This is a genomic window from Mesorhizobium sp. M6A.T.Ce.TU.002.03.1.1 (genome assembly GCF_003997275.1).
Lineage (GTDB): Bacteria > Pseudomonadota > Alphaproteobacteria > Rhizobiales > Rhizobiaceae > Mesorhizobium > Mesorhizobium mediterraneum.
Genome location: NZ_RZTI01000138.1, coordinates 1 through 15,630, shown reverse-complemented (window position 1 = coordinate 15,630; position 15,630 = coordinate 1). Strand labels below are relative to the sequence as shown.

Below are 15,630 nucleotides of genomic sequence, written 5' to 3'. Positions count from 1 at the left end.
AGTCCACGCACGCGCATTGCCTCGGCGCAGCGAGCGCGCTTGAAATGATCGCCTGCGTGATGGCAATCCAAGAGGACGTCGTGCCGCCGACCGCCAACTATCGCGAGCCAGATCCCGCTTGCGACCTTGACATCACGCCCAATGTGCCGCGCGAGCGCAAGGTGCGCGTCGCCATGAGCAACGCCTTCGCCATGGGCGGCACGAACGCAGTTCTGGCATTCAGGCAGATTTAGAAGCCATGCAAGACGCCTCATTTGAGGTCACCTGTCGTATCTAGCTGCTTGCCGGACCACTATGTGAAGCGAGCGCTATTGGCTGCCTCTGCGATGCGGGAATTGGCAGCGGACGTCTCACGATCAAACAGGCATCTGCTTGTAGAATTCTTTTAATCGTGAAGCGGCGCGAGTGCGCTATCCGTTGAGGTGAGCAAGGCCGGCGCCCTGGGTGAGCTCTGGTGTCGGGTGGTGGAAAGTACAGGGGGAGCTGTGTGGCCACCTCTTTCTCGGCCTCGACGATGTGCGAAGGAGCCTGTGCGGCGAACGGGCCGACGCCCCAGGCTCAGAACCTGGGCGAACCTAACTCCCGCCAAAGGACAGCCCAGAGCTGGATACACGAAAAAGATACTGAACCCGCGAATCAGATTCTGATCAATCGTCGTGTCTGAGCTCCGCTCGGCTCTTACGGAGATAATCGCGCGGCCCGGCAACGGCCGCGCGTGCCGCGGTCGTGAGCTTTGCGCTTCGTCAGAAGTGCCTCGAGCGTGACGACGATAATTGACCAGCCATATGGAACGCATTCGCCCAGTTATCCAAAGCGTGGATACCTTTCATCTAAACAAAGGATTTTACCGTTTTTGCTGCAGGTCCCATAGAAGCGCTTCAAGTTGGAAAGATAGGTAGTTCCGATGGTTGCGTTGGATCCGAGGAGCATCATCTGGTGTGCGGGGCGTACAAAGTCAGTCGCATCTGCATTGCGGCTTGGTCTTTCGGCGGTCTCCACAAGTTACGCCGCGTTGGCGCGACACCAATTATTTAACCAATGCTTGGACATTTATCTCAACCAGACAGCTACAAGGTGAGGTCTTCCATGCGCCCGAATGTCGAGTGGAAGTTGTGCTGGGAAAATGAGTTGCAACTGGCCGACCATGTCGAACTCTCCGACTTTTTTCGAAAGACCTATGGACGGACTGGCGCCTTCAACGCGGAGCCATTCGAAGGCGGCCGCAGTTGGGCCGGCGCGAGGCCGGAATTCCGCGCAATCGGCTACGACGCGCATGGGGTAGCGGCTCACATCGGCATGCTGCGGCGCTTCATCAAAGTTGGCGAGGTCGACTTGATCGTCGCTGAATTGGGCCTGTACGCGGTTCGTCCGGATCTTGAAGGGCTCGGAATCGGTTTTTCGATGCGCGTGGCGTACCCAGTGCTCCATCAGTTGGGTGTTCCATTCGCTTTCGGCACGGTTCGGCACGCGCTGCGAAACCATGTCGAAAGATTCTGCAGAGCCGGCCTCGCGAACATTGTGTCGGGCGTTCGCGTACGGTCGACCCGTCCAGACGTGCATCCCGACCTGCCGCCCACGCGCCTGGAAGACGTACTCGTGTTGGTTTCGCCGATCGGACGCTCGATGGACGAGTGGCCGTCCGGTACCCTGATCGACCGGAACGGTCCGGAACTATGAAGCCTCTGGACTACATATGCGAAGGGCAGAGTGACAATGCCGATGGCATTGCAGAGCGCAGCGTCTATCTGACGTTTGACGACGGTCCCAATTCATTTTTCACACCGCAGATACTCAATGTGCTGGCGCAACATCAGGTGCCGGCGACCTTCTTCGTTGTTGGGGCCTACGCGGCCGACGAGCCGGAACTCGTTCGCCGAATTATTACAGACGGGCACGGTATAGCCAACCACACGATGACTCATCCGGACCTGGCTAAATGCGGGCCCGTCGAAGTCGACCGCCAGATAGTTGAGGCAAACAGAGTCATAGGGATGGCTTGCCCGCAGGCCATGGTTCGGTACTTTCGTGCACCGTATGGCATCTGGACCGAAGAAGTAATCGCTGCATCAGCGGGTGCGGCATTGGCGCCCGTCCATTGGTCCATTGATCCACGCGACTGGTCTCGCCCCGGCGTTGACGCCATCGTCGACAGAGTGCTCGCCGATATCCGGCCGGGCGCAATCGTGCTGTTGCACGACGGGTGCGCTCCCGACGAATTGCAACCAGGCAATCAAGCCAGTCTGCGCGACCAGACGGTGACAGCGTTGTCACGCCTAATTCCAGAATTGCACGGCCGCGGATTTGTAATCCGATCACTTCCTCAACATCCCTGAACAAACAGAGATCCTATGGACCTTCTCACCACAGCCAGTACTGTTGCCGTTTCGTCTTATGCGGTGCTCTCGACTGTTTACAGAGGCATGCAAGCGGTCTACTCCCAACCGGAAAATGTTACGCCGCCGTCGGAAAGCTTGTTCGGATCCGACCGTTGGCCGAGCGTGGATGTCATCATCCCCTGCTACAATGAGGACCCGCGCACACTCGCGGCGTGTTTAGCTTCCATCGCAATTCAAGATTACGCCGGAACATTTCAGGTCTATCTGGTTGACGACGGTTCTGGAAATCGTAATGCCGTCATCCCGGTACATCACGCCTACGAGGGCGACCCGAGATTCAATTTCATTCTGCTCCGCGAGAATGTTGGCAAACGCAAGGCGCAGATCGCCGCCATCCGCCGCTCATCTGGAGATTTCGTGCTCAGCGTCGACTCTGACACGACACTTGCGTCCGACGTGATCACGAAGCTTGCAGTAAAAATGCGGGATCCCATGGTCGGAGCGGCCATGGGCCAGCTGACGGCATACAACCGCAGCGACACTTGGTTGACCCGATTGATCGATATGGAATACTGGCTGGCTTGCAATGAGGAGCGCGCGGCGCAAGGTCGCTTTGGTGCGGTCATGTGCTGCTGCGGCCCATGTGCAATGTACCGCCGGTCTTGTCTCCTTTCTCTGCTGGATCAATACGAGACGCAGCTGTTCAGGGGGAAACCAAGCGACTTCGGTGAAGACCGTCATCTTACGATCCTCATGCTGAAAGCAGGCTTTCGAACCGAGTACGTTCCAGGTGCCGTCGCGGCGACAGTCGTTCCGGACAAGATGGGACCTTATTTGCGCCAACAACTCCGCTGGGCACGGAGCACTTTCCGGGACACGATGCTTGCGCGAGGTCTACTGCGTGGCCTGGATCGCTATCTAACTTTGGATGTGATGGGAGAGAATCTCGGCCCATTGTTGCTCGGCATCGCGGTAGTAACGGCGCTCGGTGAGCTACTATTTTCACATACAGTAAATTGGTGGACGGTGCTGGCTATTGTCACCATGACCATAATCAGATCTACGGTGTTATCTTTCCGCACTCGGCAGCTTCGATTCATCGGCTATTCAATGCACGCGTTAATCAGGATATTCCTGTTGATCCCCTTGAAGGCTTACGCCCTGTGTACATTGAGCAATAGCGATTGGCTGTCGCGTAAAAGTGTTCCCCTGCCCAACAGAAGCACAAAGGAAATCACAAGCGCGATGCCGCTTGCCGGAGCAAATGCTGCGGGCAATTCTGGAATTGCCGAGTCACTTCATACTGCAGATCTTTCGCTCACAGCTGGTGAAGTCTGACGGCCTTGCAGCGCCGGGTGACCGAGTAAGTTGTGTCAGTCGACACGTGGTGAAGCTTGTCGAGTTACCTATGGTCAGAACGGGAACTATCTGGAAGCGACACGTGGCATCTTGACGTTAATTCTTTGGCGGAAGCGATACACGCGTCGCTCCGGCCGCGACTATCCAAAGGTGCCATCTCAAGGCGGTGGCCTGCTCTGAACCAGATTCGTAAGTAAGCTGCCGGTGGCCAATCGGACTCATTCCGCTTGAGATAGACGCATGTCCAATGTAGCAATCGACCTTACCGGCGTAACCAAATTATTCGGAAACAAGCTCGTTGTGGACGGGCTGTCCTTCACCGTTGCATCGGGAGAGTGCTTCGGTCTGCTGGGGCCGAACGGCGCAGGCAAGAGCACGATTGCGCGTATGCTCCTCGGTATGACCCGGCCTGACGCGGGTGATATAACAGTCCTCGGTCTACCAGTGCCGGCACGCAGCCGCTTGGCCCGCAAGGGCATAGGCGTGGTCCCGCAGTTCGACAATCTCGACCTGGAATTTACGGTACGTGAGAACCTGTTGGTGTTCGGGCGCTACTTCGGCATGAGAACAAGAGAGATCAACGCCGTCATCCCACGGCTCCTCGAGTTCGCTCGCCTTGAGAGCAAGGCGGATTCACGTGTCGGCCTGCTATCCGGCGGGATGAAGCGGCGCCTGACGCTGGCACGTGCTCTGATCAACGACCCCCAGTTGCTTGTGATGGATGAGCCCACGACCGGCCTCGACCCGCATGCCCGCCATCTGATCTGGGAGCGACTTCGTTTCCTGCTGGCGAGCGGAAAAACGATCATTTTGACCACCCATTTCATGGAAGAGGCTGAGCGGCTTTGTGATCGGCTGTGTGTTCTCGAGCGGGGACGCAAGATCGCCGAGGGCAGTCCTCATGCGCTGATCGACGAGTACATTGGGTGCAACGTGATCGAGATCTTCGGCGGCAATCCACAGGAGCTGATTTCGCTGATCAGGCCGTACGTTCAGCGTATCGAGGTAAGCGGCGAGACGCTCTTTTGCTATGCGCCTGATCCGGAGGATGTGCGCATCCAGCTTCGCGGTCGAGCGGGTCTGCGTATTCTGGAGCGTCCACCCAGTCTGGAGGACGTTTTCTTGCGGCTAACCGGACGTGAGATGGAGAAGTGAGCAATGGGTGAACGTCTTGCGGCCGCTCTACCCGCCAACGCCTGGAACTGGATCGCGGTGTGGCGCCGCAATCATTTGGCATGGAAGAAGGTGGCATTTGCTTCAATGCTCGGCACCCTTGCTGATCCGATGATTTACCTTTTCGGGCTCGGCACTGGCCTTGGACTGTTGGTAGGCCGCATCGAAGGTGCATCCTACATCGCTTTTCTGGCAGCCGGCATGGTTGCGACAAGCGCGATGACAGCATCGACCTTCGAAACAATTTACGCGGTTTTCGGTCGAATGCGCGATCAGGGCACTTGGGAAGCAATCTTGCACACACAACTTACCCTCGGCGACATCGTTCTCGGTGAATTGACCTGGGCAGCCACAAAGGCCTTTCTGGCCGGTACGACAATTGCGATTGTTGCCGCCGCGCTAGGTTATGCCGCGTGGACGTCGGTTCTCTACGTGCTGCCGGTCATCGCTCTCACCGGGTTCGCCTTTGCGAGCCTGGCCATGCTCGTCATCGCGCTCGCGCCCAGTTATCACTATTTTATTTTCTATCAGACGCTTGTCATCACACCTATGCTGTTCCTTTCGGGCGCGGTTTTTCCAGTCGGCCAATTGCCAGGAGTGTTTCAGCAGATTGCGGCCTTCTCGCCGCTGGCGAATTCTATCGATCTAATCCGTCCGGTGATGCTCGGCCGCCTGGGCGACAATGTAGGGCTGCATATAGGCTCACTTTGCATGTTCGCTGTATTGCCTTTTTTTGTGTCGGCTGGACTGTTTCATCGACGACTAATGCGTTGACGCTTACCTACGCCCATCAACGAGAAGGAGGTCCGCAATGCCGGATTGCAAACTGCCCACAGCGGCCCGGAGGCATGCGTGTGCCAGGAATCGCGAGTGGTACAACAACGCCGAAGCCGGGCGCCACCCAGCCGCTGCAGGCACGCGCCCATCTTCGCGACCACACCTCGGAGTACAGGCTGGGTGGTGAGGCGCGGACCCACCCGGAGCGTTCAAGCGATAGCAGCCAAGCTTCTTGTGCGCGTCCCCAGACCGTCGCGGCCATTATTTAGTTGGATACACATGCAATGACCCACAACGAACCAACTCCTAAGCCTTTTGTGATCCTTGCTATGCCAAGGACCGGAACACACTATTTAGAAGAATTGCTAAACGAGCATCCGACCGTTTTGAGTAACGGTGAGTTGCTAAACGAATATGATCCCAATTGGCCCAGCACGGATCGCCTGCTAGGCACGGATCGCGAGCTTCTTGAGCTTGCCTATGTGCGCTGCCCTATGCGCGACTACAAGAATGTGACGCATCTTGGCTGCAAGATCAATGAACCTCAGTTTCGCGAGCGTCCAGCATTCTTTGCGGAATTAGCTCGTTGGCCAGCACTCAAGGTCATCCTCGTTGTTCGCCGAAACGTATTGGAATCGCTCCGATCCTTTGTGCAGGCCAGGGAAAGCGGTCAGTGGCTGAAGTTCAGCTCGGACAACGATACCGCTCGGCCACCGAGCGTCAGGTTGTCAATCGCTGACTGTGAGGCTTATTTCAAAGCCGCCGACGATTTTCACGCTCGCGTTATGGACTCCTTCACGTCGACCAACCTGCTTGTAATGGAATACGAGAGCCTTCTTCATGAACCTGCCCAATGCTTGGGAGCGGTTTGGGATTTCCTGGGCGTTCCAGCGCTTGAGCCATCAGATAACGCCATCCTGCAGCGCCAGGAAACGCGACCGCTGGATCAAACGGTGGAGAACTTTGACGAGTTGCGGATTCACTTCGCACGCGGACCTTATTCAAGATTTTTTGACCTCGGAGATTCGATGCGCTCCTACGCTTAATCGCTTGTCCCGCGTGCTCTGATGGGCGTGTAGGATATCCTACAGTTTGCGCGCATTCCGTCGCAAAACTGACCAACCAAAGTCACCAAGACGACAGATATCGGCCGGCATTCGATCTGCGGCGAACATCAAAGGCACGGCCGCAAGGCGACCTGGTCAATTCCCTCTCTGGCGAAGCACTTCTTCACGCGATCTTTGGCGAGCCTTGAGTGCAAATTCCGGCAAAGGTGGAGGGTTCCAGTGCGCAACCCGCACCAATCTCGCTGGACGGGACAGGCCTCCAGTTGGCACGGCGCTTGCTCCGAGATGACAGCAGCGCTCGACCGGAGCGCAGCATGGGAGAAGGAGGAGCCCCCACCCCGATCCGGTCAGGGAGAGAGAAACGGTGTTGGTTCCAAAAGTCCCCCGCGCGATCGCAGCGCCCCGCAAGCGCCATTTTGCCCGGACCTACGTGCAGGTGCTTGCCGCCATAGTCCTGGGTGCCGCAATTGGCTATCTCTATCCGGAAACCGGCCAGAGCCTGAAGCCGCTCGGCGATGCCTTCATCAAAGTCGTCAAGATGATTATCGCACCTGTCATCTTCCTGACAATTGCGACCGGCATTGCCGGCATGAGCGATCTGCAGAAGGTCGGCCGAGTTGCCGCCAAGGCGATGGTTTATTTCCTCACATTCTCGACGCTTGCACTCGTTGTCGGACTGATTGTCGCGAATATCGTTCAGCCTGGCGCCGGCCTCAACATCGATCCGGCCTCGCTCGATGTCCAAGCCGTTAAGGGCTATGTGGCCACGGCTCACGAGCAGTCCGTGACCAGCTTCCTGATGAACATCATCCCGTCAACGATTGCCAGTGCCTTCGCGGAAGGCGACATCCTGCAAGTCTTGTTCTTCTCGGTCCTGTTCGGCATTGCTTTGGCGATGACCGGAGAGACGAGCAGGCCGGTCGTTACCTTTCTCCAGGCGCTTACCGCCCCCATTTTTAAGCTCGTCGGCATTCTGATGAAGGCTGCACCCATCGGCGCCTTCGGCGCAATGGCCTTTACGATCGGCAAATACGGAATCGGTTCGGTGGCCAACCTCACGATACTGGTCGCGACGTTCTATCTTACCGCCTTCCTCTTCGTGTTCGGGGTTCTCGGCGCGGTCTGCCGCTACAACGGCTTCTCGATCTTTTCTCTTGTCCGCTACATCAAGGACGAGCTGCTGCTTGTCCTGGCAACGTCCTCCTCGGAGGCCGCGCTGCCCTCGCTCATGGAGAAGATGGAGAAGGCCGGCGCCGCGCGTTCGGTCGTAAGTCTCGTCATCCCTACTGGATACTCATTCAATCTGGACGGTACCAATATCTACATGACGATCGCCGCCCTCTTCATCGCGCAGGCGACGAACACAGATTTGTCAATTGCCGATCAGATCCTCCTGCTGCTAATTGCGATGCTTTCCTCGAAGGGTGCGGCAGGCGTCACCGGCGCCGGCTTCATCACATTGGCCGCTACTCTCTCTGTCGTGCCGAGTGTTCCCGTTGCCGGAATGGCTCTAATTCTTGGCGTGGACCGCTTCATGTCGGAATGCCGCGCGCTGACGAATTTAGTCGGTAATGCGGTGGCATCGCTCGTTGTCGCTCGCTGGGAAGGCGAATTGGACCAGTCACGGATGGAAGCCGCTTTCCGCGGTTAGGGTTACATCAAACTGGCTCCCCGCAAGCAAAATCGCAACAGCCCGACGTGTAAGTCGCGGCCTTGCCACAACAGTCGAATTGCCAGCCTCCAAAGAGCGCTGGAAATAGAGTACTAACGCAGTGAGTAATACAACACCATGAAGCCCCTAAGCAAACGAACGGTTCACGGAAACTCATCTGGGTGCGCATGGAGCGCTGTTCGTCGAATGCGCTATCAACCGCCGGGTGTGGGAACTATTTCAGCTTGCCGCCCCAAGCCGTCGCGGGAGCGCACCGGATGATGGAGGACCGGCCGATCAGAATCGCTAGGGGAAAGCGCGTCACAATTGCCGATCTCGCCCGCGAAGCCGGAGTCAGCGTAGCAACAGTCGATCGGGTTCTGAACGTCCGCCTTCCAGTGCGAGAGGAGACCGCCCAGCGGGTCCATGCGGCCGCGCACGCGATCGGCTATCATGCTGCCGGTCTCATCAAACAGCGCTTGCAGCAGCACCTGCCGCACTACAAGCTGGGCTTCATCTTGAGAAAACCTACCCACGATTTCTACCAAGATTTCGCTCGCAAGATCGAAGAGTCGGTCAGTATGGCTAAATCCTTCCACGGCCTTCCGATCATCGAGTTCGCGCAGTCACATTTGCCGCGTGACCTGCTCCCGCTTCTTAAGGACCTTGGGAGCCGCTGCCAGGCGATCGCCATGGTGGCGGCCGATCACCCGAAAATCACAGCATCAGTCGAGGAGCTCAAGGCGAAAGGTATCCCGGTATTTTCGCTGCTATCCGACTTCGCCGATGGCGTGCGCGAGGGCTACATCGGCCTCAACAACAGCAAGGTCGGACGGACTGCCGCTTGGGTGTTTTCCAAGGCCGCAAAACGGCCCGGCAAGGTGGCGGTGTTTGTCGGAAGCCATCGCTTCCAGGCGCATGCGACGCGGGAAACGGCCTTTCGTGCGTATTTTCGTGAGAACGCGCCAAAATTCGAGGTGCTTGATGCGCTCGTGAACCTTGATGAACGGCAGCTCACTTACGAAAAATTGCTGGATCTTATGCAGCGGGAACCAGAGCTCGTCGGCTTCTATATGGCCGGCGGGGGGATAGAGGGGGCAATTTCCGCGCTCCGAGAAGAGGGGAGCGGTCAGGATCTCGTCGCGATCGTGAGTGAAATGACGCCGCAGTCACGTGGGGCGCTTGCGGATGACATCTTGACGATGGCGGTCGGCACGCCAATGCGCCGACTTTGCCAGGAGCTGATAATGGCAATGGAGCGGGCCATCAAAGCCGGCGTCGCGGAGAGCCCGGGGCAGACATTTCTGCCGTTCGACATTTATCTTCCGGAAAATATTTGACCTTGATGGATTTCTATCATGAGCGCCCATTTTCCTTTCACCGATGAAAGGAAAGCTCGATTGACTCGGCCGTCTCTGTCCGATCTGTGAACCGGCGTGGTTCCGTCTTGAAAGAAGCCGGATGCCGAAATGGCAGCCGCGCTTCATGGAAGGAAAGTCAAGCAATGCGCCAGGTATCGCCCCGCTTTGCACTCGATCACATGGCGGCGCCCCGCCTTGACGTCAGTGCGCTTTTCGCGCTTGCCCGTGACCAAGGCCTGACCGACGTCCAAATCCGTTACCCTCATTTCAGCAATCCTGTCGCACGCGGCATTCCGGCTGCGGACGTTCGGTTTGCCGCTACCGAAGCGGGCGTCACGATCATCTCTGTCAACGCCTTGCAGCGGTTCAACGACTGGACTCCAACGCGTCAGGCCGAGGCAAGCAACCTCGCCGATTATGCGACGGCGTGCGGGGCGGAGACGCTCGTGTTGGTGCCGGCCAACCGCAGCTCGTGGCCCACCAATAGCGAGCGCCAGGACAATCTTCGTTTCGCTCTAAACGAGATCAAGCCAATCCTCCAGTCGCGGGGTCTGATCGGTCTCATCGAGCCGCTGGGTTTCCGAACCTGCTCGCTTCGATCAAAGAAGGAAGCGGCCGAGGCCGTTGCCGCGGTTGATGGCCAGTCCGTCTTTCGCCTCGTGCACGACACGTTCCACCACACCCTGGCCGGGGAGACATGCCTGTTCTGCGAGCTTACCGGCCTGGTGCACATTTCAAGCGTAAACGACCCGACCTTCTGGATTTACCCCGATCGCTTTCTTGCAGGTTCCGACAATGGCAGCCAGATTCAGGCGCTGCTGGATGGCGGCTACGCGGGACCTTTCTCGTTCGAGCTGGTCGAGGAAGTCCATTCTCTGGACGATCTCGCAGGCGCACTTGCCGCCAGCATCGACTTTATCCGGCGAGGGCTATTGTCGTCAGAGTAGATGGTGACAGGAGTAGTGACTATAGGTGCGCCTGAATTTTCCGTGGGTTCACAGCGGGGCAGCCATCCGAGATGCCTCCTGTATCATTATCTCCCGCATCCAGATGCTTGCCGGATCGCTATTGTGGAGGGCCGGCCATTGGAGGGTCTCGGTGAATGTGGGAAATGGCAGCGGAAGTTCGATAACCCGCAGGGGGAACGTTTTTTCGAAATGCCTGACCAGCCGTAAGGGCATGGTCGCTATACGAGCTGTGCCGGACACCATAGGTGGAATCATGCTGAAGCCCTGCACGGCGACCTCGACACGTCTCTTAAGGCCATGCTCAAGCAAAAACCATTCCTCGATAGACGGCTTCATCGTACGCCCGAACCTGACCGCGACGTGCCTCATCGACATGTATCTCTCGAATGTAAGCTGCTGTGGCAGCTGCTTGTTTGTGGGACAGCCTACGCACACGAGCTTCTCGTCAAACAGCGCAACGCTTGAATGCACACTCGACGTGAACATATCCGGTAGAATTAGAAAATCGACGTCACCGCGCCGGAGAAGCTCATCGGGGCTATCGTCGACAGGCAGCAGTTCGAAGCTGACGGCGGGGGCTTCCCGTGAAATACGCTCCACAAGCTTTTCGAAAAACACGAGCGTGACGAAATCGGAAAGAATGATCCTGAAGAGGCGATCGGCTCGAGCTGGGTCAAACGGATCCGAAGAAATAATCGAGCACTGGATGTGCTGGAGAGCGTCGCGAACTGCGGGGGCAAATGCTGCCGCACGCGGGGTTAGAAATCGTTCGCGACCTCTTATCGTAAACAGTTCATCGCGGAAATAATCGCGCAGTCGGGCGACGGCCGCACTCATGGCGGGCTGACTCAGGTTGATCCTGCGTGCCGCCGCCGAGAGATTACGCTCCGTCAGGAGTGCGTCGAGCACAACGAGGAGATTTAGATCAAGTCCTTTGAAACGCATGTCATCAGCCATCCATGGGATGGATGCCTTTAACCGAAACAAACGACTTTAACAATTTAGCATTCTTGCAATCTTTTGTCGCAAAAAGTTTATGATGGATGACGTAAAGGTCCGACATATGAGCCGCGTGATCTGCCGAAGCGAGCAATCGTTCGTACTGTGCAGGTCAGAGATTGGCAGTTTGAAACGCCGGGCCGATGGCGCCGGGCTATCAACCAGCGTCTTCGGCGGCCCCGACCTAGCTAGGCGTGGAACCTAATAGGGTGCACCCTTCCAGTCCGAGGCGACTGATGGGCGGTTTGATCCTAAGCTGCCGTGAGGCCTGTGCCAATTGTATCGGCGAAGCCAATGCAGCAGTCCGGCAGCGTTTTTGAGAGCTGTTGTAGGCTCGGCCTAAGCCCATTGGCGCAAGCCTGTCTGAACGAAGCGCTTGGCCTTGCCGCTATCCGGTATGTGATCTGTGGTGCCTTTTCGTCCTGCTGTTCTTGTTTTGGAACGCCCTTATGGTGAGCCCATCCGGGACGTGGGGCACCGGGAGCACAAAGGTGCAGGCAGGCCGTCAATAGACCGTGGGCTGAGAGCCCGAGCTCGTTACATGGCCGCCCCTCGCGACTTTCCCGGATGCGCTGCGAGCGCGGATCAGTAGATGTCGTGTTGCCCGCCAGCTCCCGTCTTTGACCGAGCCAAGAAGGAGGAACGGGCATGCTTATCATCGGACTGGATATTCACCGCGCCTTCGCCGAAGCAGTGGCATGGGAGGAGGGCAGGTTCAGGCGACTCGGCCGCGTCGACATGCGGCGCGATCTGCTGGCGGCGTTCGCCGCGAAGCTGTCGCCGAACGATGTCGGGGTGATCGAGGCCACCGGCAACGCGACGTCCGCTGCAGCTGTGGTTGCGCCGCATGTGAAGAAGGTGGGGATCGCCAACCCGAAACAGGTGTTTATCGTTGCCTATGCCAAGATCAAAACGACGATCGACGCCGACGTTCTTGCGCAGCTCTATGCCAGCGGCTTCTTGCCAGAAGTCTGGATTGCGGACGAGCCGACGCAGGCTCTGCGTCGACAGGTGACACGGCGCAATCAGATTGTCCGACAGAGATCTCGATTGAAGAGCGTCATCCAGTCGATCCTTCATAGCCACCTGATCCCGTCCTGCCCGCATGCCGACCTGTGCGGCGCCAAGGGTCGGACCTGGTTAATCGAGCAGGTCGTACCGCAGGACGAGCGCCTCGCGATCGATGGGCATCTGCGCGAGTTCGACCGATTGGGCGAAGACCTCCAGGTCATCGAACGCGATCTTGTCCGCTCGGCTCTCGAGGATGAAGGCGTGAAGCGGCTGATGACCATTCCCGGCGTCGACATCACCGTCGCGCTGGCGATGAAGGCGGCGATCGGCGACGTGTCGCGCTTCGACGATCCGCAGAAGCTCGTGACCTATCTCGGGTTGAACCCAAGCGTCCGGCAGTCCGGCCAGGTCCGGCCTACCATGGGCGGATCACCAAGCAAGGCCGTGGTCATGCGCGCGGCATGCTCGTCGAGGCGGCCTGGGCGGCCGCTCGTGCTCCCGGACCGTTGCGAGCCTTCTCCCTGCGGCGTGCGAGCCCGGCGCGGACAGCATGTCGCGGCCGTGGCAACCGCACGCAAACTCTCTGTCGTGATCTGGCATCTGTTGAGAAGGGCGAGAGTTACGCGTGGGCTCGACCCTCCCTGCATGCCAAGAAGCTTGCGCGATGTGGAACTCAAGGCCGGGAGCAAGGCTGTGCGCGGCCAAAAGGGAGCGCACGCCTACAACATAAAGAGCCACCGGGAAGAAGAGCGCCGCTGGGTGGAGCAGGCCGAGGGCGCCTATGCACGCCTCGTCGCCGGTTGGAACCCACGAGGTCCGAAGAGGGTAGGCACGGATGCCGCAAACGAGGCGCGACGATAGAAGCTGCGCGGCAGGGCTCTCATCTCGGACCCTGCTCTTCGCCACGCGGTCGTCCGTGCGCGACAGGAGAATAGCGCAGATTTATCAAAAAGGCTCTTGTCGATCACATCAGTGGTCTTGGGCGCTGTACGGCCGGGTGAAGACTTTGCAGGTGGCCCGGAAAGCGTTTGACCTGTAGCGAAGCAATTGTCGTCATTACGCGCTCGACCCGGGCGCCCAGCTTGGCATAAGGGCTACGTGGCCTCAGGAAGCGTCGCCAATGCAGACCATGGACGAATTCCCAGCCGATGCCGAGATGCCGGTCGACCGTGCCTGTCGCCGTCCGGTGATGCGATGCCCCCGAGCGGATGAGTTCGCCCCGGATGCTCCCGGTCACGACGCACGGGTTCGGGTTCCAAGGCGCTCAGTTTTGTTCGCGCCCAATCGGTGTAGGACGCGGCAGAAATACGAGCGTGACGAAACCGGAAAGAATGATCCTGAAGCGGCGATTCGGTAGAGCCGGGTCAAACTATCCGACGAAATAAACGAGCACTGGATGGGCGGGAGAGCGTCGCGAACTGGAGGGCAAGAGCTCCCGGACGCAGCGTTAAGTTTGAATACCTCCGCGGACATGGTCGCGAGCTCATCGCGCAAATAATCGAGCAGCCGAGCGCCGGCCGCACTCATGACCGGCTGGGCTCGGTTAATCCTGCATGCCGCGCCCATGAGGTTGCGCTCTGTCGGGAGTGCGTCGAGCACAACGAGGAGATGTAGTTCACGACCTTTGAAACGCGTGGTCAACTATCCAAAGTGTGGATGCCTTTCATCGAAACAAACGATTTCATCAATGTTCTGGAATCCTGCATGGGCAGAAGCACCTGACGCACACCGATGCCCCACTGCCTCATAGCGTGGCGAGCGTCTTAAGAAACCGCCCGAAAGGAGATTTTCATGCGCTCTACCGGGCAGTGGAGTGCTGGGAAAGGGAGTTGCAACTGACCGGCCATGTCAAACTGTCCGACTTCTTCCGAGCCTATGGACAGACTGGGAGACGCGCACGGTGTAGCGGCTCACATCGTCATACTGCACCTACGCCACACACCGGCCGGACCTGATCCGGCTTTATGAGCATTGGGCTTTGTCAGACGCACAAGCGTCGTGGCTTTCGCGACGCGGCGCGCCTCAGGAACTGAGCCGCGTCCAGGTCGAAACGCGGGAAAGAAAGACAGGAAACAGAATGGCCGATCAATTCGCAACGGACGTCATTGCCCTGATCAAGAAACGCGCCGAGTCGGAGAGCGGTGAGGGAATGCCTGCGTCATTCGTCGGCGAGATAACAATCGCCACGGAACTGGACGCGCTCGGGTTCGATTCGCTGGGTTTGGCGGACGTCCTCTGGGATGTGGAGCAGGCCTACGGCATCAAGATCGACATGAACACGGCCGATGCCTGGTCCAATCTCAAGAATGTCGGCGACGTCGTGGAAGCCGTCCGCGGCTTGCTTGCGAAGGAGGCTTGAATGGACAGGCGCGTCGTTATCACCGGAGTGGGCGGCCTGTGCGGACTGGGCACTGACGCCGCCTCTATGTGGAAAGAGATGCGCGAAGGCCGCTCCGCCATCGGCCCGCTCGCCAATTCCGAGCTTCATGACCTGGAGGGCATGACCGGCGCTGAGATCAAGGCGCTGCCCGAGCACGACATCGATCGCAAGCAGCTCGTCTCCATGGCCCGCTTCAGCTTGCTCGCCGTGCTTGCAGCGCGCGAAGCCATGCGGCAGGCCGGACTTTCCTGCGACGAAGGGAATGCCCATCGCTTCGGCGCTACAGTGGGCGTCGGCGGCTTGGGCTGGGATGTAATGGAGGAAACTTACCGGGCCCTCCTTTTGGACGGCGCGAGGCGAGTTGGCATCCTCGCTGTACCCAAAACGATGCCAAGCGCCGCCGCCGGCCAGGTGAGCTTGCGCCTCGGCTTGCGCGGGCCGGTGTTCGGGGTGACCTCCGCATGTGCCTCGGCCAACCATGCGATCGCCTCGGCGGTGGATCAGATCAAGCTGGGCCGGGCCGACGTAATGGTTTCCGGGGGCAGCGA

General features: G+C 58.5%; 13 protein-coding genes and 2 pseudogenes. 13 read left to right on the top strand and 2 right to left on the bottom strand.

Translation table 11 applies throughout. The features are described from left to right. From EOC93_RS28070 to EOC93_RS28025, 10 genes and pseudogenes are all read left to right on the top strand, one after another. Positions 1 to 233, top strand: a pseudogene (locus EOC93_RS28070) (beta-ACP synthase); the annotation flags it as partial. 853 nt (positions 234 to 1,086) lie between these two features. Next, positions 1,087 to 1,677: a NodA family N-acyltransferase gene (locus tag EOC93_RS28065; RefSeq protein WP_063169401.1), complete on the top strand. Its 591-nt coding sequence runs from the start codon at positions 1,087 to 1,089 to the stop codon at positions 1,675 to 1,677. Then, positions 1,674 to 2,333, top strand: coding sequence for a chitooligosaccharide deacetylase NodB (gene nodB / locus EOC93_RS28060; RefSeq protein ID WP_091600617.1), 660 nt, complete (start codon positions 1,674 to 1,676; stop codon positions 2,331 to 2,333). Before EOC93_RS28065 ends, nodB begins: the two co-directional genes overlap by 4 nt. Positions 2,334 to 2,348: 15 nt before the next feature. Further along, positions 2,349 to 3,674, top strand: a complete 1,326-nt coding sequence (gene nodC / locus EOC93_RS28055; RefSeq protein WP_095488116.1) for a chitooligosaccharide synthase NodC — start codon at positions 2,349 to 2,351, stop codon at positions 3,672 to 3,674. Positions 3,675 to 3,935: 261 nt separating this feature from the next. Continuing rightward, complete coding sequence (gene nodI / locus EOC93_RS28050; RefSeq protein WP_091600619.1) at positions 3,936 to 4,850, top strand: nodulation factor ABC transporter ATP-binding protein NodI; 915 nt, start codon at positions 3,936 to 3,938, stop codon at positions 4,848 to 4,850. A 3-nt stretch (positions 4,851 to 4,853) separates the two neighbouring features. Further along, entirely contained in the window at positions 4,854 to 5,642 is a 789-nt protein-coding gene (locus tag EOC93_RS28045) for an ABC transporter permease (RefSeq protein WP_127206234.1), read from the top strand. A gap of 287 nt (positions 5,643 to 5,929) precedes the next feature. Continuing rightward, positions 5,930 to 6,691: a sulfotransferase gene (locus EOC93_RS28040; RefSeq protein WP_127206233.1), complete on the top strand. Its 762-nt coding sequence runs from the start codon at positions 5,930 to 5,932 to the stop codon at positions 6,689 to 6,691. A gap of 388 nt (positions 6,692 to 7,079) precedes the next feature. Then, on the top strand, positions 7,080 to 8,363 hold the full coding sequence (locus EOC93_RS28035) for a dicarboxylate/amino acid:cation symporter (RefSeq protein ID WP_280953388.1): 1,284 nt from the start codon (positions 7,080 to 7,082) through the stop codon (positions 8,361 to 8,363). Between the two features lie 278 nt (positions 8,364 to 8,641). Continuing rightward, the gene (locus EOC93_RS28030) at positions 8,642 to 9,703 is read left to right on the top strand and encodes a LacI family DNA-binding transcriptional regulator (protein WP_051695606.1); all 1,062 of its coding nucleotides are present in this window, start codon (positions 8,642 to 8,644) and stop codon (positions 9,701 to 9,703) included. 164 nt (positions 9,704 to 9,867) lie between these two features. Beyond that, positions 9,868 to 10,671 carry a TIM barrel protein gene (locus EOC93_RS28025; RefSeq protein ID WP_029356612.1) on the top strand — a complete coding sequence of 268 codons (804 nt, stop codon included), beginning with the start codon at positions 9,868 to 9,870 and terminating at the stop codon, positions 10,669 to 10,671. A gap of 48 nt (positions 10,672 to 10,719) precedes the next feature. On the opposite strand, the gene EOC93_RS28020 is transcribed toward EOC93_RS28025, so the two are convergent. Together EOC93_RS28020 and EOC93_RS35045 are read right to left on the bottom strand one after the other, a co-directional pair. Further along, on the bottom strand, positions 10,720 to 11,637 hold the full coding sequence (locus tag EOC93_RS28020) for a LysR family transcriptional regulator (RefSeq protein WP_063170390.1): 918 nt from the start codon (positions 11,635 to 11,637) through the stop codon (positions 10,720 to 10,722). Positions 11,638 to 11,875: 238 nt separating this feature from the next. Continuing rightward, positions 11,876 to 12,081, bottom strand: a pseudogene (locus tag EOC93_RS35045) (integrase core domain-containing protein); the annotation flags it as partial. A 258-nt stretch (positions 12,082 to 12,339) separates the two neighbouring features. Here EOC93_RS35045 and EOC93_RS28015 point away from each other — a divergent pair. From EOC93_RS28015 to EOC93_RS28005, 3 genes are all read left to right on the top strand, one after another. Continuing rightward, a complete protein-coding gene (locus tag EOC93_RS28015) occupies positions 12,340 to 13,563 on the top strand; it encodes an IS110 family transposase (RefSeq protein WP_245461562.1) in 1,224 nt (407 codons plus the stop codon). Between the two features lie 1,216 nt (positions 13,564 to 14,779). Next, complete coding sequence (locus EOC93_RS28010; RefSeq protein WP_029356603.1) at positions 14,780 to 15,061, top strand: acyl carrier protein; 282 nt, start codon at positions 14,780 to 14,782, stop codon at positions 15,059 to 15,061. Beyond that, on the top strand, positions 15,062 to 15,630 hold a 569-nt coding region (locus EOC93_RS28005; protein WP_281033162.1), incomplete at its 3' end, for a beta-ketoacyl synthase N-terminal-like domain-containing protein.

Coding starts and splice junctions, on each gene's coding strand:
- EOC93_RS28030 (WP_051695606.1), top strand. CDS start 8,642: ATGATGGAGGACCGGCCGATCAGAATCGCTAGGGGAAAGCGCGTCACA.
- EOC93_RS28020 (WP_063170390.1), bottom strand. CDS start 11,637: ATGCGTTTCAAAGGACTTGATCTAAATCTCCTCGTTGTGCTCGACGCA.
- EOC93_RS28025 (WP_029356612.1), top strand. CDS start 9,868: ATGCGCCAGGTATCGCCCCGCTTTGCACTCGATCACATGGCGGCGCCC.
- EOC93_RS28010 (WP_029356603.1), top strand. CDS start 14,780: ATGGCCGATCAATTCGCAACGGACGTCATTGCCCTGATCAAGAAACGC.
- nodC (WP_095488116.1), top strand. CDS start 2,349: ATGGACCTTCTCACCACAGCCAGTACTGTTGCCGTTTCGTCTTATGCG.
- nodB (WP_091600617.1), top strand. CDS start 1,674: ATGAAGCCTCTGGACTACATATGCGAAGGGCAGAGTGACAATGCCGAT.
- EOC93_RS28040 (WP_127206233.1), top strand. CDS start 5,930: ATGACCCACAACGAACCAACTCCTAAGCCTTTTGTGATCCTTGCTATG.
- EOC93_RS28045 (WP_127206234.1), top strand. CDS start 4,854: ATGGGTGAACGTCTTGCGGCCGCTCTACCCGCCAACGCCTGGAACTGG.
- nodI (WP_091600619.1), top strand. CDS start 3,936: ATGTCCAATGTAGCAATCGACCTTACCGGCGTAACCAAATTATTCGGA.
- EOC93_RS28065 (WP_063169401.1), top strand. CDS start 1,087: ATGCGCCCGAATGTCGAGTGGAAGTTGTGCTGGGAAAATGAGTTGCAA.
- EOC93_RS28015 (WP_245461562.1), top strand. CDS start 12,340: ATGCTTATCATCGGACTGGATATTCACCGCGCCTTCGCCGAAGCAGTG.